The 21,107-nt window shown below is 53.4% G+C and carries 16 protein-coding genes; 4 read left to right on the top strand and 12 right to left on the bottom strand.

Going from position 1 to position 21,107, the window contains the following annotated elements; all coding sequences use genetic code 11:
* Positions 1 to 426: 426 nt before the first annotated feature.
* Positions 427 to 1,326 (bottom strand): LysR family transcriptional regulator, encoded by a 900-nt coding sequence (locus BN2591_RS13150; RefSeq protein WP_086872110.1) that lies wholly within the window; start codon positions 1,324 to 1,326, stop codon positions 427 to 429.
* A gap of 98 nt (positions 1,327 to 1,424) precedes the next feature.
* On the opposite strand from BN2591_RS13150, the gene BN2591_RS13145 reads away from it, so the two are divergent.
* Together BN2591_RS13145 and oqxR are read left to right on the top strand one after the other, a co-directional pair.
* Positions 1,425 to 2,147 carry an SDR family oxidoreductase gene (locus tag BN2591_RS13145; protein ID WP_086872108.1) on the top strand — a complete coding sequence of 241 codons (723 nt, stop codon included), beginning with the start codon at positions 1,425 to 1,427 and terminating at the stop codon, positions 2,145 to 2,147.
* A 738-nt stretch (positions 2,148 to 2,885) separates the two neighbouring features.
* Positions 2,886 to 3,365: an efflux pump transcriptional repressor OqxR gene (gene oqxR, locus BN2591_RS13140; RefSeq protein ID WP_086872106.1), complete on the top strand. Its 480-nt coding sequence runs from the start codon at positions 2,886 to 2,888 to the stop codon at positions 3,363 to 3,365.
* A gap of 65 nt (positions 3,366 to 3,430) precedes the next feature.
* On the opposite strand, the gene oqxB is transcribed toward oqxR, so the two are convergent.
* Complete coding sequence (oqxB, locus tag BN2591_RS13135; protein WP_086872104.1) at positions 3,431 to 6,583, bottom strand: multidrug efflux RND transporter permease subunit OqxB; 3,153 nt, start codon at positions 6,581 to 6,583, stop codon at positions 3,431 to 3,433.
* A gap of 23 nt (positions 6,584 to 6,606) precedes the next feature.
* Positions 6,607 to 7,782 carry a multidrug efflux RND transporter periplasmic adaptor subunit OqxA gene (gene oqxA / locus BN2591_RS13130; protein WP_065368817.1) on the bottom strand — a complete coding sequence of 392 codons (1,176 nt, stop codon included), beginning with the start codon at positions 7,780 to 7,782 and terminating at the stop codon, positions 6,607 to 6,609.
* A gap of 334 nt (positions 7,783 to 8,116) precedes the next feature.
* Here oqxA and BN2591_RS13125 point away from each other — a divergent pair, with 334 nt between their 5' ends.
* Positions 8,117 to 8,491 carry a helix-turn-helix domain-containing protein gene (locus tag BN2591_RS13125; protein WP_086872102.1) on the top strand — a complete coding sequence of 125 codons (375 nt, stop codon included), beginning with the start codon at positions 8,117 to 8,119 and terminating at the stop codon, positions 8,489 to 8,491.
* 441 nt (positions 8,492 to 8,932) lie between these two features.
* Here the strand turns inward: BN2591_RS13125 and BN2591_RS13120 are convergent, their stop codons facing one another.
* The 7 genes from BN2591_RS13120 to efeU form a co-directional block, all read right to left on the bottom strand.
* Positions 8,933 to 10,234, bottom strand: coding sequence for a glycoside hydrolase family 28 protein (locus tag BN2591_RS13120; protein WP_244173007.1), 1,302 nt, complete (start codon positions 10,232 to 10,234; stop codon positions 8,933 to 8,935).
* 274 nt (positions 10,235 to 10,508) lie between these two features.
* Positions 10,509 to 10,916 (bottom strand): hypothetical protein, encoded by a 408-nt coding sequence (locus tag BN2591_RS13115; protein ID WP_244173006.1) that lies wholly within the window; start codon positions 10,914 to 10,916, stop codon positions 10,509 to 10,511.
* Positions 10,917 to 11,199: 283 nt separating this feature from the next.
* The gene (locus tag BN2591_RS13110) at positions 11,200 to 11,763 is read right to left on the bottom strand and encodes a chorismate mutase (protein ID WP_086872095.1); all 564 of its coding nucleotides are present in this window, start codon (positions 11,761 to 11,763) and stop codon (positions 11,200 to 11,202) included.
* A gap of 941 nt (positions 11,764 to 12,704) precedes the next feature.
* A complete protein-coding gene (gene phoH, locus BN2591_RS13100) occupies positions 12,705 to 13,493 on the bottom strand; it encodes a phosphate starvation-inducible protein PhoH (RefSeq protein WP_017456289.1) in 789 nt (262 codons plus the stop codon).
* A 538-nt stretch (positions 13,494 to 14,031) separates the two neighbouring features.
* Positions 14,032 to 15,315, bottom strand: a complete 1,284-nt coding sequence (gene efeB / locus BN2591_RS13095; RefSeq protein ID WP_086872088.1) for an iron uptake transporter deferrochelatase/peroxidase subunit — start codon at positions 15,313 to 15,315, stop codon at positions 14,032 to 14,034.
* Between the two features lie 4 nt (positions 15,316 to 15,319).
* The gene (gene efeO, locus BN2591_RS13090; RefSeq protein WP_086872086.1) at positions 15,320 to 16,447 is read right to left on the bottom strand and encodes an iron uptake system protein EfeO; all 1,128 of its coding nucleotides are present in this window, start codon (positions 16,445 to 16,447) and stop codon (positions 15,320 to 15,322) included.
* Positions 16,448 to 16,486: 39 nt separating this feature from the next.
* A complete protein-coding gene (gene efeU, locus BN2591_RS13085) occupies positions 16,487 to 17,320 on the bottom strand; it encodes an iron uptake transporter permease EfeU (RefSeq protein WP_086872084.1) in 834 nt (277 codons plus the stop codon).
* Between the two features lie 281 nt (positions 17,321 to 17,601).
* On the opposite strand from efeU, the gene BN2591_RS13080 reads away from it, so the two are divergent.
* The gene (locus tag BN2591_RS13080) at positions 17,602 to 18,786 is read left to right on the top strand and encodes a NupC/NupG family nucleoside CNT transporter (RefSeq protein WP_086872082.1); all 1,185 of its coding nucleotides are present in this window, start codon (positions 17,602 to 17,604) and stop codon (positions 18,784 to 18,786) included.
* Between the two features lie 35 nt (positions 18,787 to 18,821).
* On the opposite strand, the gene BN2591_RS13075 is transcribed toward BN2591_RS13080, so the two are convergent.
* Both BN2591_RS13075 and putP read right to left on the bottom strand, forming a co-directional pair.
* A complete protein-coding gene (locus BN2591_RS13075) occupies positions 18,822 to 19,253 on the bottom strand; it encodes a DUF3574 domain-containing protein (RefSeq protein ID WP_086872080.1) in 432 nt (143 codons plus the stop codon).
* Positions 19,254 to 19,352: 99 nt separating this feature from the next.
* Complete coding sequence (gene putP, locus BN2591_RS13070) at positions 19,353 to 20,861, bottom strand: sodium/proline symporter PutP (protein ID WP_086872076.1); 1,509 nt, start codon at positions 20,859 to 20,861, stop codon at positions 19,353 to 19,355.
* Positions 20,862 to 21,107: the final 246 nt, after the last annotated feature.

Here is a 21,107-nt window from a genome sequence, read left to right as displayed (position 1 = left end):
GAGAACTGGCGCAGCCAGTTGGACAGATGACGAGCCCGCGAGGAATCTGCCCGTAGGGTGAGCGAAGCGAATCAATCCCCCCCTCACCGCCATCATTCAAAAAAGAGCCCGCATGCAAATGCGGGCTTTTTTTTCGCATATTGCATCCCGCAGGGGGGATGAGAAGCCCCGACCGGGGTTCGACAACTGGCGCAGCCAGTTGGACAGACCATGAACGCAGTGAGTGGGCTGCCCACATAAAAACGCCGGGAACATTTTTGAACAACGCTTGCGTTGACCCCGAAGGGGCGAGGCCCAGGGAAGGGCCGAGTAACGGTGAGCGCAGCGAATCACTCCCCTCTCACCGCCCTATGCTGAGCGTCATAAACAGACATAGCGCATGACAAAAGGGCAACATCAGCGTGCGGACCGAAACAAACGCTGGCGTTAAATATGCTGCTGCCGCCATTGCCTGACATGGTCGACCAGGGCGCGTAGCTTAGGTGCCATATTGCGGCGTTGCGGAAAATAGAGGTAGAAACCCGGAAAATAGGGAAGAAAATCATCCAGCAATGAGACAAGCTGCCCGGTTTCAACAAACGGCCTGAACGTATCTTCCGTGGCAAACGTGATGCCGCCACCAGCCAGCGCGAGCCGCAACATCAGGCGCAGGTCATTCGTGGTGATCTGCGGTTCAATCGCCAGGCTGAAAGGCTCTCCCGCTTCCTCAAATTCCCAGCGATAAGGGACGACATCTTTGGCAGGACGCCAGCCGATACACCGATGATGGATCAATTCACGCGGATGTGTGGGGGCGTTGTTCACCTTGAGATACGCGGGCGAGGCAACTGCCATTTCACGTTGCTTTTCAGTAAGCGGGACGGCGATCATATCTTTTTCGATCACTTCGCCAAGCCTGACGCCAGCATCATAACCCGCAGCCACAATATCAAACTCCTCATCCGTCACGACAACATCAACCGTCACGGCAGGGTTGGCCGCCGCAAACGAGGCGAGCAGCGGACCGGAAAGAAACGCTTCGGCTATCGAGGTCACTGCAATCCGAAGGCATCCTCGCGGCATATTGTCCGACGCTATCTCTTCAAACGCCGTTTCAATACTGGATAACGGCAATGACAGGGATTGCCGCAGCCGCTCCCCCGCTTCCGTCAGAGTTACTGAGCGAGTCGTACGCATTACCAGCATTGTGCCGAATGCATCTTCAAGCCGTCTTATTCCCTGGCTGATCGCCGATCGGGTGACACCCAGGCGCGCAGCAGCAGCGCTGAAATTACGCTCTTCTGCCACCGCGATAAAAACCGGTAAGAGGTTGAGATCAATTTTCATTGTTTAACGGTGCTAACCAGTGAGTCAAGGAAAAGCAGGATACTGAAACCAATCGTTAAGTTCTATGATCGTTTCGAACTCAACTGAAGGAGCATGCTATGAATAAAGTGATATTAATTACCGGCGCATCAAGTGGTATTGGCGAAGGTATGGCCAGAGAGCTTGGAAACGCAGGCGCGAAGGTGCTATTAGGGGCTCGCAGAGTGGAACGTATCGAAGCCATTGCCGCAGAAATACGCAGCGCGGGCGGTATCGCCGAAGCGCGTGAGCTTGATGTCACCAGCCGCCAGTCGATGGCCAGCTTCGTGCAGACCGCGCTGGATAAATGGGGCCGCGTCGATGTTTTGATCAACAATGCGGGCATCATGCCGCTCTCGCCGCTTGCCGCAGGCAAACAGGATGAGTGGGAGCGTATCATTGACGTCAATATCAAGGGAGTGCTCTGGGGCATTGGCGCGGTTCTTCCCGTGATGGAAGCCCAGGGCTCCGGTCAGATCATCAATATTGGCTCTATCGGCGCCCTTGCTGTCGTGCCAACTGCTGCCGTCTATTGCGCCTCGAAATTTGCGGTACGCGCGATTTCGGATGGTTTGCGTCAGGAAAGCCCAAATATTCGCGTGACCTGTGTCAATCCCGGCGTAGTGGAAAGTGAGCTTGCCTCAACCATTACGCATCCGGAAACCAGAGCGGCGATGGATGTGTACCGTGCTGTGGCACTTAAACCTGCTGATATCGCCCGTGCCGTGCGGCAGGTCATTGAGGCTCCTGAGAGCGTTGATACAACAGAAATAACCATCAGACCAACCGCATCAGCCAACTGACACTCCTGACTGATGACAGGAATTAATGTCCGTTATCATTTCATCTCCACTATGACGTGAGCCAATTTGGGATCAGGGTCATGCCGCCATTGAAGGTACGGGAATCGCTTATTCCCCTACCCGGCTGCTGACCCTGATGTAAAAATAGTTCACGGACCTGGTTATGCCCGCCGTCAGCCGAACATCCTGCAACCTCTTCAGGAGCGGATGCTTTACGGATGACCTGCGCACCTGTACTCCCTTCCTCATCACGCCGATGATCGTGCAGAAGGCCATGGGTATCGCAAGCCTTTCTTTTCATAGATCAGATTGTCCACTTCTCGCACATAGCAGAATGTCATTCCCCCGGGGCCATCCCCTTCGAGGCAGAAACAGGCGTAATAAACAGTGATGCATGATCGCCTACCGGCGGGATAACCCGGTAACACGCCTGAGGTGTCTGGATAATGCGTTAGCGTTTATTCGTCGTATTTTTATGCGTTGTCATGATGCGTACCGGGTCATTCATCGGCTGGTAACGCGGCGCAACGTATCAGGACAATGAATTCGAATTCAATAATCCGTGCGTGGATGAATATTTTTCCTCCATCCGACTCGCAGCGGAAACTCTTTTTTACAGGCCAGGTCAAACGTTGACTGCTTCAAAAAAATTCCCGTATTTGTTATAGTGTTGCTCATTACTTATTCACCTCTGCGGTGCCAAAAAGAATAAGATTCACCGCAACCCAGGACTATAAAATGTTAGATTACCGCTTCCCGACAGCTTTGCAGATGGTTCTCAGCGTAGCGATGGCGGAGCAAGTGGGTGAACGTTCGACGAGTGCGATTCTGGCCTACGGTCTGGAAGCAAATCCGAGCTTTATCCGCAAATTAATGGTGCCGCTCACGCGTGACGGCATTATCGTCTCAACGCTTGGCCGCAACGGGTCTATTCACCTCGGCCGCCCGGCGGAAGAGATCACCCTGCGCGATATCTACCTTTCCGTCATCGAAGATAAAAAACTGTGGGCGTCGCGTCCTGACGTACCGGCACGTTGCGTGGTCAGCGCCAACGCATGCTGGTATTTCAAGTCTATCGCCGAAGAAGCGGAGCAGGCGTCGTTACAGGTATTAGCGCGCCATACTGTGGCAAGCGCGCTGGAAAAGGTCAAAAAAGCCGATACCAGCGGATGGGATCCGGTGCCTGACCTGATTGCCCAGTATAAAAAAACGTCTTAGTTGTTTACGGATTGCAAAAAAAACCGCCTTCATCGTGAAGGCGGTTTTTTTGTATCTGCAACAAATTACGCAGGCAAAACATCATTTACCGGTTTGCCGCGCGTCACGAATTTACGCAGCGTAACGTAAAACACTGGGGTCAAAAACAGACCAAACAGCGTCACACCCAGCATACCGGAGAACACCGTGATCCCGGTGACGCCGCGCACTTCTGCGCCCGCGCCGTGACCGAGGATCAGCGGAATGGTACCGGCAATAAAGGCGATGGAGGTCATCACAATCGGGCGTAAACGCAGGCGGCACGCCTCCAGCGCCGCTTCCATGATCCCTTTACCCTGAATTTCCAGCTCGCGGGCAAACTCCACGATAAGAATGGCGTTTTTACACGCCAGCCCCATCAGTACCACCAGACCGACCTGCACAAACACGTTGTTATCGCCACCGGTCAGCCAGACGCCAAACAGCGCGGACAGCATGGTCATCGGAACGATTAGGATCACCGCCAGCGGCAACGTCCAGCTTTCATACAGTGCGGCCAGCACGAGGAAAGCCAGCAGAACTGCGACCGGAAAGACGATCAGCGCCGTATTCCCCTGAGTGGCCTGCTGGTAGCTCAGGTCCGTCCATTCAATATTCATCCCATTCGGCAGTATCTGCTTAGACATCCCGTCCAGCTGCGTCATCGCCTGTGAGGAAGAGAGGACGCGAGGATCGGCATCACCAATGAGATCCGCCGCCGGATAACCATTGTAGCGAATCACCGGATCTGGCCCGTAAGTGGTGCTGATATTCACCATACTGCCAATCGGCACCATTTCGCCCTGATTATTACGGGTGCGTAAATTCGCAATATCTTCCACGCTATCGCGAAACGGCCCGTCGGCCTGCGCCATCACGCGCCAGGTACGGCCGAACTGGTTGAAATCGTTCACATAAGACGAGCCCAGATAGGTTTGCAGCGTACCGAAAAGATCGGTCAGCGACACGCCCTGTGCTTTTGCCTTATCACGATCAACCTGCACATCGAGTTGCGGAACGTTAGCCTGGTAGGTAGAGATAGGGAAATGCATCCCCGGCGTCTGCATAATCGCACCAGACATGGTGTTCACCGCGCTTTGCAGCGCGCCATAGCCAAGACCGGCGCGATCCTGAATGTACAGCGAATAGCCAGAGCCCTGACCCAGCCCTAAAATCGGCGGCGGCAAAATGGAGAAACCAAAGCCCTGCTGAATTTGCGCGATTTTTGCGTTGATCTCAGCGTTAATTTCCGCCGCGGTATGTTTACGCTGGTCGAACGGTTTCAGGCCAAAAAAGACCGTCCCGGTATTCGGCGTGTTGGTGAACTGCAACGCATTGAGCCCCGGAAAGGCGACCGCGTAATCCACACCTTCGGTATTCATACCGATTTCGCTCATTTTGCGGATCACCGCATCGGTGCGCGCCAGCGAAGAGCCTTCCGGCATTTTCACGCCGCCAATCAAATACAGCTTATCTTGTGTCGGAATAAACCCACCGGGTACGGCTTTAAACATCACGCCAGCGGCACAGAGCAGCAGCACATAAACCGCAAACACTGCGCCACGTCGACCGAGCGTTTTGCCCACCAGCCCCTGATAACCATTCGAGCTACGGTGGAAAAAGCGGTTAAACGGACGGAACAGCCAACCGAATAGCCGATCAATCAGTCTGGTCGGGAAATCTTTCGGTGCGCCGTGCGGTTTTAACAACAAAGCAGCCAGCGCCGGAGAGAGCGTCAGCGAGTTGATGGCGGAGATCACCGTCGAAATCGCGATCGTCACGGCAAACTGTTTGTAGAACTGACCCGTTACGCCGGAGAGAAACGCCATCGGCACGAACACCGCACACAGCACCAGCGCAATCGCGATAATCGGCCCGGACACTTCACGCATCGCCTGATGTGCCGCCGCGAGCGGAGCCAGCCCCTCTTCGATATTTCGCTCGACGTTTTCCACCACCACGATGGCGTCATCCACCACGATACCGATCGCCAGTACCAGCCCGAACAAGCTCAGGGTATTAAGCGAAAAACCGAGCAGGTAGAGAATGCTGAACGTCCCCACGACCGATACCGGCACCGCGATCAGCGGAATAATTGACGCGCGCCAGGTTTGCAGGAACAGAATGACCACCAGCACCACCAGCACCACCGCTTCCAGCAGCGTTTGCACAACCGCGCGAATGGAATCGCGAACAAAAACCGTCGGATCGTAAGGTGCCGCCCATTTCATATCTTCCGGGAAACGCGTGGCCAGTTCGTTCATTTTGGCGCGCACCGCGTTAGACAAATCGATGGCGTTCGCCCCCGGAGACTGGAAGATACCAATCCCGACCGCGTCTTTATTATTAAGCTGAGAACGCAGCGCATAGCTGCCTGAACCCATTTCAATACGCGCCACATCGCGCAGGCGAACGACTGAACCGTCTTGCGCCGTTTTCAGCACAATATTGCCAAACTCGTCTTCCGTGTGCAGACGCCCCTGGGCGTTAATGGAGATCAGGAAATCGCTCTCTTTCGGCAGCGGCTCCGCGCCAAGTTGCCCGGCGGAAACCTGCACGTTTTGCTCCTGCATCGCCGTCACCACATCCGAGGCAGTTAAGCCGCGCGCCGCCACCTTATTGGGATCCAGCCAGATGCGCATCGCGTATTCGCCCGAGCCGAAAATCTGAATCTGGCCGACACCGGGCAGACGCGCCAGTTCATCCTTCACTTTTAGCGTCGCGTAGTTACGCATATAGAGTGAATCGTATTTACCGTTGGGCGAAAACAGATGCACCACCAGCGTCAGCGTCGGCGATTGTTTCTGGGTAGTGATGCCCAGACGCCGCACATCTTCCGGCAGACGCGCCTCTGCCTGCGATACCCGGTTTTGTACCTGAACCTGCGCCTGATCGGGATCTGTGCCCGGGCGGAAAGTGACGGTGGTCACCAGTACGCCGTCAGAGCCTGCGACAGATTTCATGTACATCATGTTTTCAACGCCGTTAATCGCTTCTTCCAGCGGCGTCGCCACCGTCTCGGCAATCACTTTCGGGTTGGCGCCTGGATACTCCGCACGCACCTGCACGCTTGGCGGAACGACGTCAGGATATTCGCTCACCGGCAACAGCGGGATGGCGATCAATCCTGTGACAAAAATCAGAATCGACAGCACCGCGGCGAAAATCGGCCTGTCGATAAAAAAGCGGGAAAAGTCCATGTGTCGGATTCTCAGATAAGGGATCAGTTGAGAGCGGGGCTGGCGTTCATGGCCACGGTTTTCGCGTTAACCGGCATCCCCGGCATAAACACTTTTTGTAAACCATCGACGATGACTTTATCGCCAGGGTTCAGCCCCTTCTGCACGATGCGTAAACCGGCAGCAAGACGCCCCGGCGTGATATCACGACGCTGCGCTTTCCCCTCTTTATCAACGATATAAACATATTTGCGATCCTGATCGGTCAGCACCGCTTTGTCGTCAATAAGCGTGGCTTTGAATTCAGCGCTGCCCGGCAGACGTACGCGGGCAAACAGCCCCGGTGTGAACTGACGCTGCGCGTTATCCAACAGCGCGCGCATGCGGATCGTGCCGGTACTCGGCGTTAACTGATTATCCAGAAAATCCACTTTGCCCTGATGCGGGTAGCCATCCTCACCGACCAGGCCAATTTCTACCGGCAGCGCCAGGTGATTACTGGACGCCCCCTGCCCGCTGCGGGCGAGGTTTTGATAGTGGAGGTAGGTTGACTCATCCACGTCAAAGTAGACGTAAACGGTTTTCTGTGAGACCAGCGTGGTGAGTACGCTGGCGCTGTCACCCGCAGTGACCAGATTACCGCTGGTGATCAATGCCCGGCTGGCGCGACCATCGATAGGCGCGGTCACTTTGGTGAAATCCAGGTTAAGTTGCGCGGCGTCAACAGCCGCCTGCGCGGCGCGAATGTCGGCCTGCGCCTGAACGGCGGCCGAACGGCGCTGCTCCCACTCTTCACGGGAAACCAGGTGGGTGTTGATTAATTTATCGGTACGGTTAGCCTCACTTTGCGCCAGGCTGGCCTGCGTTTTGGCTCTCGCCAGCGTCGCCTGCGCCTGTTCCAGCGCGGCGCGATAGGTTCTGTCATCAATGGTGAACAGCACCTGGCCCTTTTTCACTTCCTGGCCGTCGGTGTAATTCACTTTATCAATGTAGCCGGAGACGCGGGGGCGCAGTTGAACACTCTCCACCGCTTCAATCCGACCATTAAAACTATCCCACTGGCTAATAGATTTCACTACCACGTCAGCGGCGCTGACGGCGGGAGCTTGTGGCACGGCATTTTGCGCGACACCGTTATCGCATCCGACGAGCACGACGGAGAGCAACATCGCTCCCAGTGCATTCAGATGAAAGTTAACCCAAGGTTTCTGCAGGCTCATTATTTTTATTCCGCTAATTGTAGCCGCCGGGCAAGACGCAGCGGGAGACGCTACGCCACTTCCTTTGTCCGGGCTGGCTTCAGGCCATTTGTGCCGTTCATCGCCACAAAACTGTAACAGTTGCCAATACACTATCGCGGGGATTGTAGGGAGGCGCTAAATTTAGTGCAAGAATAATTGATACACTTTATGTGCTGTTTGAGTCAGGGGGAAAAGTCGCGTTTCTGGCAAGGATTTAAATGCAACAATAAAACTTGCAATTAATGCGAAAACAGGCCACTTTTAAATGCAACAGACAAAGATGCTTTTAAATAAGCGGCGTGAGGATAACAAGATGAACACTGGCGCATTTATTCACGATTTACTCGACTGGATCGACAACAACCTGGAAAGTCGTCTGGACATTGAAACTGTCTCCAGGCGAGCCGGCTATTCGAAATGGCACCTCCAGCGCCTCTTCAAAGAGCATACGGGTTATCGTCTTGCCGAGTATATCCGCGCGCAAAAACTGCAAAAATCGATTGAGCGCTTAACCCACAGCGACGAGCCGATTCTGAACGTGGCGATTGCGTTAGGCTTTGACTCCCAGCAGTCCTTCAACCGCAGTTTCAAGCGCCAGTATGGCCAGGCACCCGGCGCATGGCGTCGTAGTATTGGCTGCCCTCAGGCGCGGCAATTACGCCAGCAATCAACCCAGCAATCAACATAGTACGTTGGGGTTTCGCACATGAGTTTGGGATGAAATCGCCGGCCTGATAACAACAGGCCATCGTTATTACGGGCAGGCTGCCCGGCGCATGCGGTTTGACGTTGCATATAAAAAGCCGTACTAAAACCTGCACGGCATAATTGTTTTCTGTCTGGCATGAAGGAGAGTAACGGGAGTGATTTACCAACGCCGCCCTCATCTTTCGATCTTTGCCGGGGCCGCAATCCTTATTTTCCGTAAAAATTCCCCCCTCTTCTCAGCCTCAACAGGCAATGCCATCCGTAAATGACGCCGCGCTGATGCACCTCACCGTGCTATGACCACAATAGCGCTGTGATGAATTTATGCGAAAAGACGCAAGCCTGCCGATTGTCGTCCGCAGCGACGCTATTCATCAACTCCCCGCGTAATCACACAGGCAGACTTCAATCGCATACATTTTTAGACCCCTGGCGTGTCCGTCACCGGGAAGGGGAGCCAGTTTTTTGCGCAATCTGTCGAGACAAGCGAGGGTGGTAACGCGACTTCTCGCGGCGGCGCAGGTGTGACACCGTCGGGGCCAATGACGATCTTCGCCGATTCAATAAGCCAGCGGGCAGTGTTGTTGAAAGACACGCCGTTCAGGGCCAATTGCAGAGGATGAACGGCGTCATAACCGCGTAGTACCAACTGGCCGATTTCGCCGGAAACATGATTCAGGAAGATGTCGCGATAAACGGGAATGTTATTACCGATCGCGTGCGCATCATATCGCGTATCAAAATCGAGCGGCCGACGGTTTCCGCGCATACAAATATTTTCGTAATGGACATCGCTGACAATGCCGCCCCGGCTGATGTCACTTTTGATACGAAGCCCGGAGGTTGTGCCATCAAGCGTCAAATCACGAACCCGAATGTCACTGACACCGCCTGCCGTCTCGCTACCAATGGACATCCCGTGTCCCCAGTAAAAATGGTTATCGACTAAAACCACATGGCGCGTGGCGCCAGCCGCGCCCGCTTTAATCGCCACATTATCGTCACCGGTTCTGATGAAGCTGTGGGCGATGAGGATATTCTGCGACGAAATGGGATCTATTCCGTCGGTGTTACGGGCATTCGCGGGGGTATCAATACGCACGCCCCAGAACGTCGCATCCCGGACGTTTTTCAGGGTGACATGGAATCCCGGCGAATTTCGCAGGGTGATGTCGTGGAAAATAATATGCGAGGCATCATCTATTTCAATCAGCCGAGGAACATTCTGGGCTCCGCCTTCAGCCTGCGCGCGGCGAGCCAGCTGCCACCATGATTCGTCATGCCCTATTATCGGCTTGCCGCCCTGCCCATCAATAACGCCCTTCCCGATAATGCCTCCACCGTCGGTACTTTTAAAAAGAATAAAGGGCCGACAGCCATTCCCTTTATGATCGACCGTGCCGCAATGGCCATTTTTGTCATAAACTCGCGGATCACTGTCGGCGACCAGCATTGCCCCCTGCGAGATCCAGAGTGTGACGCCAGATTTGATTGTCAGCGGTCCACTGGTGAAACGCCCCGCCAGGAGCTGTAACGCCTCACCCCTGGGGCAGTTATCAATCGCTGACTGAAGTCGTCGGGTATCGTCTCCTGATGAAGAAGCCAGCCTTGCGCAGATATGCGCGGGCAGCACAGGTTCTGGCACATCAGCATTATTCGCCGATAGCGCCGCGCAGGATCCTGCCAGCGGGACAGCAATGAGGCTGGCAATTATTCCTTTCACATTCCGGTGCAGAAAAAGCATAAGTATCCCGACATTAAAATTATTGAAGTATTGTAGAGGTGCGGCGATATAAACAGCGGACGAATTCGTCTTTAGTTGAAGTGACGTTTAAGTTTGGCAGAAAAAAGGCGTTAGAATATTTCCCCTCTTTATTTCCATGATGATTCATTAGCATCAACTCATGAAACTTAACGCGAGAGAAATGTAGCAAACCGCATTGGCTTTTCATATTAGCTTCCTGTTACTTTCATGAAAAACAAATATCGCTTTATGCTTACTCATTACCATCCCGCGTTGTAAAAACACGTCCGGATGTTGCATCAAGGGTGTTCACAACACGCTTCAGATCTTCAAAATCGTAATAACATTGCTGGCTTAAAGGCGTATTTTTTACCCTCCCAAGGCAATAGTTCAGGGCGTTTAGCGCATTGTGTACCTGGTAAAGACAAAGCGTGGCGTTACTGTCCAGACGGGCTTTGGTTAACATGCGGACATCCTGTTCAATACTGGCCTTGATAACATCCAGTTTACAGTACAATAAGCGCAAAGCGTCAGGCTCATCAGGTTCCAGTAACAACACGTTAATCAATCCAATGGATTCTTTAAAATTTTTAACGATTGAGTTAATAAAATTACGCGCGTCATATACCATGTTCACTCCGTAAAAAGTCATTAATGCCATTACTGTCACTTGATATAATGAATGTTGTTATCCAGAGGCATAAAAACTAAACAGCATTGCAATAAAGGAATAATCACAGCCAGGAACGCAAACGGTGATACTCTAATTTTCATTAGATAATCTTATCCTTATAAAATTAAACCTGAATACAATAACACTATCCAATCACCGCGATCGGTATAACCTCATTAATAACTGGTGTGTCGATGATATCGATTTTTTACCGGCACTGAGCAACAGGTGCGGTACATAGTTGGGCTGCATAAGCTCATGACGTTGCCTGTCAGACTTTCCCTGTATCGGGTGCCTGCGGGGCATGCTGAATAAAGCGCATGGTATCGAGTAAATTATCCTTCTCCGCTTCAGTAAGATTGGGAGCCACCGTTTTCTCGGCCAACACAGCCCGGTCAGTATAGGAAAGCGTTCCTGCCCGCAGCCGCTGACTTATGGTCAATAGCAGATGCTTATCCAGTTCATTTATACGCTGTCTGATCCCGGCAAGATCCCGGTGGGTGACAAATGATTCTGGTCGGGGTAACCAGTCTGCCAGATAGCGATACTGTATCGCTTTTCCCGCATTCATCAGCGCACTGATAAACGGCTCCACTGACTGCGGTTCCAGCCCGGCCTCATGCGCATTGCTCCGCGCCTGTAACAATACGTTTTGTTCCCGAACGATATCCTCCACCGGTAAATGATGCTTCGCCTTGTAGGCGGCAACGTCCCTCATTAACGCCATTCGTTCGGTTAACAGTGATGAAAGGGCACTGAGGCAAATGGGCGCAGAGGCACCCGTAAAAAAACTTCCGGACATGCAGAGTGTCGATATGAACATCGTCATAACCATCCCTTAAAAAAAGGTGCCAACCTCAATTTACCTGCGCAAATATAACCAAAAGTTACTATTTCGCATCTGGATGTAAGCGCTTTGTTATAAGCAGCATCAGCTTTTCTTGCAGGTCATGATGTTCCAGCGTTTACGGATACAGAACCCAATCGCCCCGGATACCCCGGTGCATGACTAACCGTGGTTGAAAACGTGCCTGCGCAAAGAAACAGCAAGCCAGCCTCACGGCAAAAGCGGTAACGCGCACCATTCACTTTTCATTAATTCAGTTGCGTTATTATTTCATCAAAGCGGCTATGCGTAAGAAAATGTAACGCGCTGATATCAATATGAATTCATCGACAGAGCGTAAATCTGGCAGGGATCGGCGATGGAGATAACGGGAAAAGCATTCCTGGTCAGGCAGGCTGAATATTGCGAAAAGCGTGATGACGCGCCAGATATCCCCCTCTGTTCGGGGCTCCGGCAACAGGAAGACCTCTTTGCTAAAGATTGGCGCCGGAAAATGTCGGGCATCAATCAGCGACGGTGGCATAGACGCAGCGGCAGGCGAAGCGAGTCTGATCGGGTCAGAAGGTTCTGGCGGCGCGAAAAGCGCTGAAACACATAATTACCGTGTGCAAAAGCATCAGTCAGGTTCTTTTAAACTGCACATTGCAAACGCGTAATCATTTACCGGGAAAGCAGGCTCATACCATCGGCGCGACGCTCATCAGCACACGCGACACAGGCACGGTTATTTACATGCCCTTATTGAGCCGCAATAGTTTTATTCCGTTAGCGGCCCTCACCTTTCAAAGAGGATCTTGCCTGGAAAGGCGGCCTTTTCGCCTCTCACAAGGAGATGAAGATCGGTGAAGGGGTTAGCGCGCGCGACCTGTTTGCACCCCGTAAAAAATAAAACCCGGTTTCCCGGGTTTTATCGCTAACGATGAACGCCGTCAGTCGTAGGCTTTCAGGGTGCGCTGGCAGAGCGCGGAGCGTACGCAGTCGTCTTTATTAAAGCGTACAACGCCAATCATCTCGTCTTCCTCAAAACGTGCCAGCGCGTCGCTCAAGCCCGATTTCACACCGGATGGCAGGTCACACTGGGTAATATCACCGTTGACAATAACGGTCACGTTCTCCCCGAGGCGCGTTAAAAACATTTTCATTTGCGCAGCCGTGACATTCTGAGCCTCGTCGAGAATGACCACCGCATTTTCAAAGGTACGTCCGCGCATATAGGCGAACGGCGCGATTTCCACCTTACCGATCTCTGGTCGCAGGCAGTATTGCATAAAGGACGCGCCCAGGCGTTTCAGCAGCACGTCGTAAACGGGCCGGAAATAGGGAGCGAACTTCTCCGAAATATCACCGGGTAAGAAGCCGAGATCTTCGTCGGCCTGCAGAACCGGTCGGGTTACAATAATCCTGTCCACGTCCTTATGGATCAGGGCTTCCGCCGCTTTCGCCGCGCTGATCCACGTTTTCCCGCAGCCGGCTTCACCGGTTGCAAAGATCAGTTGTTTACTCTCGATAGCATTCAGGTAGTGCGCCTGAGCTTCATTGCGCGCGGCAATTGGGGAAGTATCACGGCTGTCCCGCGCCATGCCAATTGCTTCTACGCCGCTCATCTGCACAAGCGAGGTGACCGACTCTTCTTCACGTTGTTTATGGCTGCGTGAATCACGTCTCAGCACGCGTTTCGCTTCACGACGAGCTTTGATCACTGCTTTTTGTCTTCCCATGGATAGCACCTTGAGTTGTTGGTTTACATCACACGCGTCGCTATCGACGCGATTATGCGCACAAACGTCTGAGGGTTGGCTTCCTTGTAAGCCATGACTTGCCTTTGAAAATGACGTGCCAACGCGACGAACAGCATCGGCTGCCACATCGTCAACATCAGGAATGAAAAAGAAGGAGGAAAATTCAGGGGTGAAGAAGTCGCTGCCGGAGGTCGCACCTCCGTGCCGGGTTTTGCGTGGTCTTTTTGTCTGTCCGCTACTGGACTTTACCATCCGCGATCTCCAGAAAAACTTCATCACCGCAGGGGATAACGCTCTCATTAATTACATCAAAGATTAGCATCATTGCAACATTATTTTTACCAAACCATAACGTGCATGACTTCTGCGTCGTTGAACAGAGTCTCGGCTATGAATATTACAGAAAAATAACAGATACTTTCTCATACGAAAAAATGATAGCTGGATGGCAGAAAAAGTATGTCAGGATGCAACAGATGACAGAATATCCTGCCCGGTGGCGGGCAGGATAGGATCTTCACGCTTCGAGCAGAGATTGCGCCAGATAGCGGTTTGCCTCTTGCACGCCGGGTAACGCAAAGAAGTAACCGCCGCCAATCGGACGAATGTACTCTTCCAGCGCCTCGCCGTTCAGACGCTTTTGTACCGTCAGAAAGCCTTTTTCCAGATCATGCTGATAACAAACGAACAACAGCCCCATATCCAGCTGGCCGGAGTTGGTCACGCCGAGCGAGTAACTATAACCGCGCCGCATCATCAGGCTGGATTGCGTCTCTTTCGTCCGCGGGTTCGCCAGGCGAATATGGCTATCGAGGGCAATAACATCACCGTCTGGATCGCTGGCGTAATCCGGTACGTCATGCTCATGTTTCATGCCCAGCGGTGCGCCGGAATGCTTATCGCGCCCGAAAATGGTCTGCTGCTCTTTCAGCGGCGTACGATCCCAAAACTCCACATGGAACTGAATAATACGCACCGCCTGATAACTGCCGCCCACCGCCCACGCCGGTTCGCCCTGCTCTTTCGTCACCCACACCACGTCGTTCATCAGCGCAGTATCGCTGCTGTCCGGGTTGGCGGTGCCATCTTTAAATCCGAGCAGGTTAACCGGCGTCTCTTTGCCTTTGCTGCGCGCCGCATGATCAGAGATAAACCCTTCCCGCTTCCAGCGCACGCTGAGTAAATCCGGCGTGTGCTTAATGATGTCACGCAGTGCGTGGATCACCGTGTCCTGCGTGTTGGCGCAAATCTGGAGCAGCAAATCGCCGTGACACAGTGCCGCATCAAGCGAATCGTTAGGGAAACGCGTCATCTTTTGCAGCTTTTTCGGCATCTGCGCGCGCAAACCAAAACGGTTGTCAAACAGCGATTCGCCCACGGAAACCGTCATCGTCAGGTTATCCGGCGCGATATACGCCCCAAGAATACCGGAGTCCATCGGCGGTAAGCGCGGGTTCGTTGTCTCCGGAGCCGGGCCGCCGGAGGTCAGAAACGAGATGCGCTGCGTCAATAAACGGAACAGGCGTTCGAGATCGGCTTTATCCGCAGCCAGCACGTCAAACGCCACCAGCATCATTGACGCCTGCTGTGGCGTCAAAATTCCGGCCTGATGCGCACCTAAAAAAGGCTGTTTTTCCATACGCGCATCCGGTGAAAGCGTCCCCGGCGCGCTTTGCGGTTTTGCCGCATGGGCGACCGGGCACCCGCCAGCCAGGGCAAGCGCGCCGCCCAGCGCGCCCATACTTTTCAATAAACGGCGCCGGGAAGGTTCGCTGACGTCGTTGTTATCATCTTGCTTCATGGTATTAGTCCAGCCCCAGCACGCCGCGCAACTGCGCCAAATCTTCCGCCAGTGTGGTGATCGGCCCTTTCAGCGCATTGCGGTCGGCGTCGGTCAACTTATCGTAGGTTTCATACCCGTCTTTAGTGCGGTATTTCGCAAGGATGGTATCCACTTTCTTAAAGTTGGCATCGACTTTCGCCAGCAGTTCGGCGTTATCTTTCTGCAGTTGCGGACGCAGCAAATCAACGATTTTCTGGGCGCCATCGACGTTGGCCTGGAAATCCCACAGGTCAGTGTGGCTGTAGCGATCTTCTTCACCGCTGATTTTGCTCGCGGCCACTTCTTCAATCAGCCCGGCTGCGCCGCCGACCACTTTGGATGGCGGGAACGCCAGCTCATTAATACGTGTTTGCAGATCAGACACATCGGAGTAGAGCTGATCGGCATATTTGCCCATGTCCTTCGTGCTGTTATCGCCAAACAGCGCTTTTTCCAGACGATGGAAACCGGTGAATTTCGGATCGGCGGCTTTATGCTCGTAATCATCTTCGCGGGCATCAATGCTGCCATCGAGATCGGAGAAAAGCTCCGCAATCGGTTCAATACGCTCGTAGTGCTGGCGCGTCGGCGCGTACAGCGCTTTCGCTTTTTCAATATCGCCCGCTTTTACCGCCTCGGTGAATGCTTTGGTGCCGGAAACCAGCTGTGCCGTTTCGGCAACCACATACGCTTTATACTCGGTAATGGCTCCGCCCAGGCTCAGCAGCGCGTCACCTTTTGCCGCATCGGCCGTCGCCGCGCCTTTCACCACCAGCTTACCTTTCGGGTTGGTTAACAAACCGCAGGTCATCTCATACTCGCCTGGCTGTAAGTTGGCTGTCAGCTTCTGGCTGAAACCTGGCGCGATATTTTCACGCTCTTCAACCACCATCACGCCTTTGAGGATCTCCCACTCGAGCGCTTTCTGGCTGTGGTTGAGAATAATAAACTGCGTTTTACCCGCGTTAACCGTCAGGTTCATCGGCTCACACTGCTTGTCCGTAACCGTGACTTTCACCTGCGGAATATCTGCAGCATGCACCGCGAAAGCGCTGGAGATAAATGCCGCCATCCCGGCCTGTAACGCACTACGACGAAAATGAATAGCCATGCCCTTTCCCTTAATTAGTATGTTGTAACTACAAAGCGATTATGGTGCCGCCCGTGAAGGCTGCGCCCCCGCGCGAGGCGGTAAAACAAACATCACCAGCGCCGGGATCAGATAGATAAAGTAAACCACCACTTCGCTGACGCTTGGCGTTTCCTGATAACCAAAAATCCCTTCCAGCAGCGTACCGGTGAGGGAATGCGTGGTGAGCACATTACTGAAATCGAAGGCCACATCCTGAAAGTGGTTCCATAATCCCGCTTCGTGGAACGCGCGGATTGCGCCTGCGGCAAGCCCGGCGGCGACAAACAGAATAAACAGGCTGGTCCATTTGAAAAACGCGCCAAGGTTCAGACGCACGCCGCCCCAGTAAAGCAGAAAACCGAGCACCACCGCCGTGGCCAGCCCCAGCACCGCGCCCAGCGGCGGCCAGACGCCGACATCCTGCTGGAACGCCGCCAGCAGAAAGAACACCGATTCCAGCCCTTCGCGCGCCACGGCGAAAAAGACCATCAGGATCAGCGCCCAACCGTGGTTATGACTGCGCGCAAGCGCGCTGTCGACCGCCTGCTCCAGTTGCACTTTGACGTTGCGCGACACTTTGCGCATCCAGAACACCATCCAGGTGAGGATCACCACAGCGATCACCGCGACAATGCCTTCAAACAACTCCTGCTCTTTTTGCGGGAACTCGCCGGTGGTTTCGTTAATCGCAATGCCAAGCCCAAGACAGAGCGCAGCGGCAAGAAAAACACCAATCCACATCACGCTTATCCAGCGCCCACGCTGGGTACGTTTGAGATAACTGGCAATCAGGCTGACGATCAGCGCCGCTTCGAGGCCTTCACGTAACATAATCAAAAATGGAACAAACATGGAGGAAACCCCTAATGTCATGCGCGGTCAACGGTTGCAAAGAAAAGTAAATTGCATTGATAGTGATTATCATTACGGCGCAAGGAAACTCAAGCGAAAAATGTTGAGAATGATAACTGGATGTAACCGCGTAGCAGGCTAACCGTGCGGTTTATGCGTTATGCGGAAGCAGTTGAAATAAAGCAAAAACATAGCTTACAAATCTTTAACTTTATATTTACCCCACTCCGGCGCTATGGCTAAATAAACGCCCCGTTTCGTTTACCTGCAAAATTAAAGACATGACTAACTTCTTCCATTTTTTGCTGGCGCTGGTGGTGATCCTCGCGCTGGCCTGGCTGGTGAGTTTCGACCGCCGGCACATTCGTTTTCGCTTCATCCTGCAATTAATTGTCATTGAACTGGCGCTGGCGTGGTTCTTCCTGCACGCGCAAAGCGGATTAACGCTGATTAAATACGTTTCCGGCTTCTTTGAAGCGCTGCTGAAATTCGCGGGCGAAGGCACCAGCTTTGTCTTCGGCGGAATGAGCGAAAAAGGGCTGGCATTTATCTTCCTCGGCGTGCTGTGCCCTATCGTCTTTATCTCCGCGCTGATCGGCATTTTGCAGCACTGGCGTATTCTGCCCATTTTTATTCGTTTGATAGGCACATTGCTGTCGAAACTGAACGGCATGGGCAAACTGGAATCTTTCAATGCTGTCAGCTCGCTGATCCTCGGCCAGTCGGAGAACTTCATCGCCTATAAAGGCATTCTCGCGGATCTCTCCTCGCGCCGCCTGTTCACCATGGCAGCAACGGCGATGTCGACGGTGTCGTTGTCGATTGTCGGCGCTTATATGACCATGCTGGATGCGAAATATGTGGTCGCCGCGCTAGTCCTCAATATGTTCAGTACCTTCATTGTGCTGTCGGTGATTAACCCGACGCGCCCGGAAGCGGAAGCCGAGGTCAAACTGGAAAAACTCCACGAATCGCAAAGCTTCTTTGAGATGCTCGGCGAGTACATCCTCGCGGGTTTCAAAGTGGCGATGATTATTCTGGCGATGCTGATTGGCTTTATTGCGCTGATTAGCGCCGTCAACGCCCTCTTCTCCACACTGTTCGGTATCAGTTTTCAGCAGATCCTCGGCTATGTCTTTTATCCGCTGGCATGGCTGATTGGTATCCCGCTTGGCGATGCGTTGAATGCCGGCAGTATCATGGCGACCAAACTGGTGGCGAACGAATTTGTGGCGATGATTGAGCTGCAAAAAATCGCCGCGCAGATGACACCGCGCGGGTTGGGTATTCTTTCCGTGTTCCTGGTATCGTTCGCCAACTTTGCCTCGATCGGCATTGTGGCAGGGGCAATTAAGGGGTTGAACGAGCAACAGGGAAATTCGGTTTCCCGTTTTGGTCTGCGCTTAGTGTACGGCGCAACGCTGGTGAGTTTGCTCTCAGCGGCATTTGCGGGCGTCGTGCTGTAAAAAAATGCCCCTCTCCTGCGGGAGGGGGCATTACATCAGAATTGCACGCAGACCGGCTGATCGACGCGCATCACCGATTCCTGGGCAAAGCGTGATTTGTAGATATCACGCAGCGCATCAATTTTCGTGTCACTTTGCGCATCCACACTGTGGATCAGCATCAGCGCTTTGCTTGGTTCCTTCGACACTTTCCCGTTGCTACCCAGCCACTGTCCCTGCGCATCAAATGTGGTCAACCCGTCACGAAAACGCGGTGTGACATCGTTATCCACATACTGCTGCCACTCCTGCGCGGTAATCGCTTTGCCGCCCTGGCGGGTTAAACCGTAATAGAGCGTGGTTTGCTGCATCTGGTTTTCCGCTTTGCAGGTTTGCGCAGCCGCATTCGGGTGTTTTCCCGCTGGCGAAACACACCCCGCCAGTAAACCCGCCATCATCAGTGCAGTGAACCCTGTCGTTAACGTCATGTCGCTATCCTCATTGTTATTCGTTGTGAGATAACAGCGTAATTACAATTATTTAGCAATAAAAAAACCCGCCGCAGCGGGTTTTTCATAAGCGGTTATTTATTCAGCCTGTAAACGCGATGGCGGCGCAGAGCGGTAATGCGCATCTGCCTCGGCAAAACGCTGCTGCATCTGCGCGGAAGGCGCTTTGCCCAGCAGGCTAAACACCACAATGCCGATACTGCCGAAAACAAAGCCCGGAATGATTTCATACAGATCCAGCCAGGCGTAGTGTTTCCAGACAATCACCGTCACCGCGCCGATGATCATTCCCGCCAGCGCGCCGTTACGCGTCATACGCGACCACATCACCGAGAACAGCACCACCGGGCCAAACGCCGCCCCGAAGCCCGCCCACGCATAACTTACCAGACCCAGCACGCGGTTTTCCGGGTTCGCCGCCAGCGCAATCGCCACCAGCGCCACCAGCAGCACCATTGCGCGCCCTACCCATACCAGCTCGCGCTGGCTCGCGCCCTTACGCAAAAACGCTTTGTAGAAGTCTTCGGTGATCGCGCTGGAGCACACCAGCAACTGGCAGCTCAGCGTTGACATCACGGCGGCGAGGATCGCCGACAGCAGCACCCCGGCAATCCATGGGTTGAACAGTATTTGCGCCAGCTCGATAAACACGCGCTCGGCGTTTTGATCAACTGCCCCGGCTACCGACGGGTTGTTACTGAAATAAGCGATGCCGAAAAAGCCCACCGCCACCGCGCCTGCCAGACACAGGATCATCCACGTCATACTGATGCGACGCGCATGAACAATGGTGTGATGTGAATCGGCGGCCATAAAACGCGCCAGAATATGCGGCTGGCCGAAATAACCCAGCCCCCAGCCCATCAGCGAGACGATGGCGACAAAATTCAAGCCTTTCAGCATATCGACGTTTTCAATGCTTTTTTGCTTAATCACTTCCAGCGAATCACCAAAACCGCCGACGGAAATAATGACAATTACCGGCGTGAGGATCAGCGCGAAAATCATCAAACTGGCCTGCACCGTGTCGGTCCAGCTGATCGCCAGGAAACCGCCAATAAAGGTGTAAATAATCGTGGCGGCGGCACCGGCCCACAGGGCGGTTTCGTAACTCATGCCGAAGGTGCTTTCAAACAGGCGCGCACCGGCAACAATGCCGGAAGCGCAATAGATAGTGAAAAACACCAGAATCACCACCGCCGAGATAATCCGCAGCAGGCGGCTGTTATCTTCAAAACGACCGGTGAAATAGTCCGGCAGGGTCAGCGCGTTATTGTTCACCTCGGTGTGCACGCGCAAACGTCCGGCCACCAGTTTCCAGTTAATCCACGCACCCAGTGTCAGGCCAATGGCGATCCAGCTTTCAGAGATCCCAGAGATAAAAATCGCGCCCGGCAGCCCCATCAGCAGCCAGCCGCTCATATCCGATGCCCCCGCCGACAGCGCAGTGACAAGCGGCCCAAGGCTGCGGCCACCGAGAATATAGTCATCGAAGTTTTTCGTCGAACGCCAGGCGACGAAACCGATAAGTATCATGCCAAAGATATAAACAAGAAAAGTCACCAGCATCGGTGTGCTTATTGCCATTAAAAAGTCTCCAGGATCCTTCGTCGGCAAAGGCTGTTTGCCGCATTTATCCAGCGCCGGAACGGGGCGATGGGGCGTATAGATTATTTGAAGCGCCCGTATCCTGCCGGATGCCTCACTTATTCACAATTGATTTAACACAGCATTTACATCAAATTCATCCCGGCCCTGATAACAATTTCCTATAGGTTGCACCCTGTCACACTTTTAAAGGTTGCACCTTTAAAAAGTGTTATCTGCCGCATA

Origin of the sequence: Kosakonia pseudosacchari (assembly GCF_900184035.1) — a bacterium.
Classification (GTDB): domain Bacteria; phylum Pseudomonadota; class Gammaproteobacteria; order Enterobacterales; family Enterobacteriaceae; genus Kosakonia; species Kosakonia pseudosacchari.
Note: the sequence above shows the minus strand (reverse complement) of the source record. Positions and strands in the feature narration are given on the sequence as shown.

Coding starts and splice junctions, on each gene's coding strand:
- BN2591_RS13110 (WP_086872095.1), bottom strand. CDS start 11,763: ATGGTTATGACGATGTTCATATCGACACTCTGCATGTCCGGAAGTTTT.
- BN2591_RS13150 (WP_086872110.1), bottom strand. CDS start 1,326: ATGAAAATTGATCTCAACCTCTTACCGGTTTTTATCGCGGTGGCAGAA.
- phoH (WP_017456289.1), bottom strand. CDS start 13,493: ATGGGAAGACAAAAAGCAGTGATCAAAGCTCGTCGTGAAGCGAAACGC.
- BN2591_RS13125 (WP_086872102.1), top strand. CDS start 8,117: ATGAACACTGGCGCATTTATTCACGATTTACTCGACTGGATCGACAAC.
- BN2591_RS13145 (WP_086872108.1), top strand. CDS start 1,425: ATGAATAAAGTGATATTAATTACCGGCGCATCAAGTGGTATTGGCGAA.
- efeB (WP_086872088.1), bottom strand. CDS start 15,315: ATGAAGCAAGATGATAACAACGACGTCAGCGAACCTTCCCGGCGCCGT.
- oqxR (WP_086872106.1), top strand. CDS start 2,886: ATGTTAGATTACCGCTTCCCGACAGCTTTGCAGATGGTTCTCAGCGTA.
- oqxA (WP_065368817.1), bottom strand. CDS start 7,782: ATGAGCCTGCAGAAACCTTGGGTTAACTTTCATCTGAATGCACTGGGA.
- oqxB (WP_086872104.1), bottom strand. CDS start 6,583: ATGGACTTTTCCCGCTTTTTTATCGACAGGCCGATTTTCGCCGCGGTG.
- efeU (WP_086872084.1), bottom strand. CDS start 17,320: ATGTTTGTTCCATTTTTGATTATGTTACGTGAAGGCCTCGAAGCGGCG.
- BN2591_RS13080 (WP_086872082.1), top strand. CDS start 17,602: ATGACTAACTTCTTCCATTTTTTGCTGGCGCTGGTGGTGATCCTCGCG.
- putP (WP_086872076.1), bottom strand. CDS start 20,861: ATGGCAATAAGCACACCGATGCTGGTGACTTTTCTTGTTTATATCTTT.
- BN2591_RS13075 (WP_086872080.1), bottom strand. CDS start 19,253: ATGACGTTAACGACAGGGTTCACTGCACTGATGATGGCGGGTTTACTG.
- BN2591_RS13115 (WP_244173006.1), bottom strand. CDS start 10,916: ATGGCATTAATGACTTTTTACGGAGTGAACATGGTATATGACGCGCGT.
- efeO (WP_086872086.1), bottom strand. CDS start 16,447: ATGGCTATTCATTTTCGTCGTAGTGCGTTACAGGCCGGGATGGCGGCA.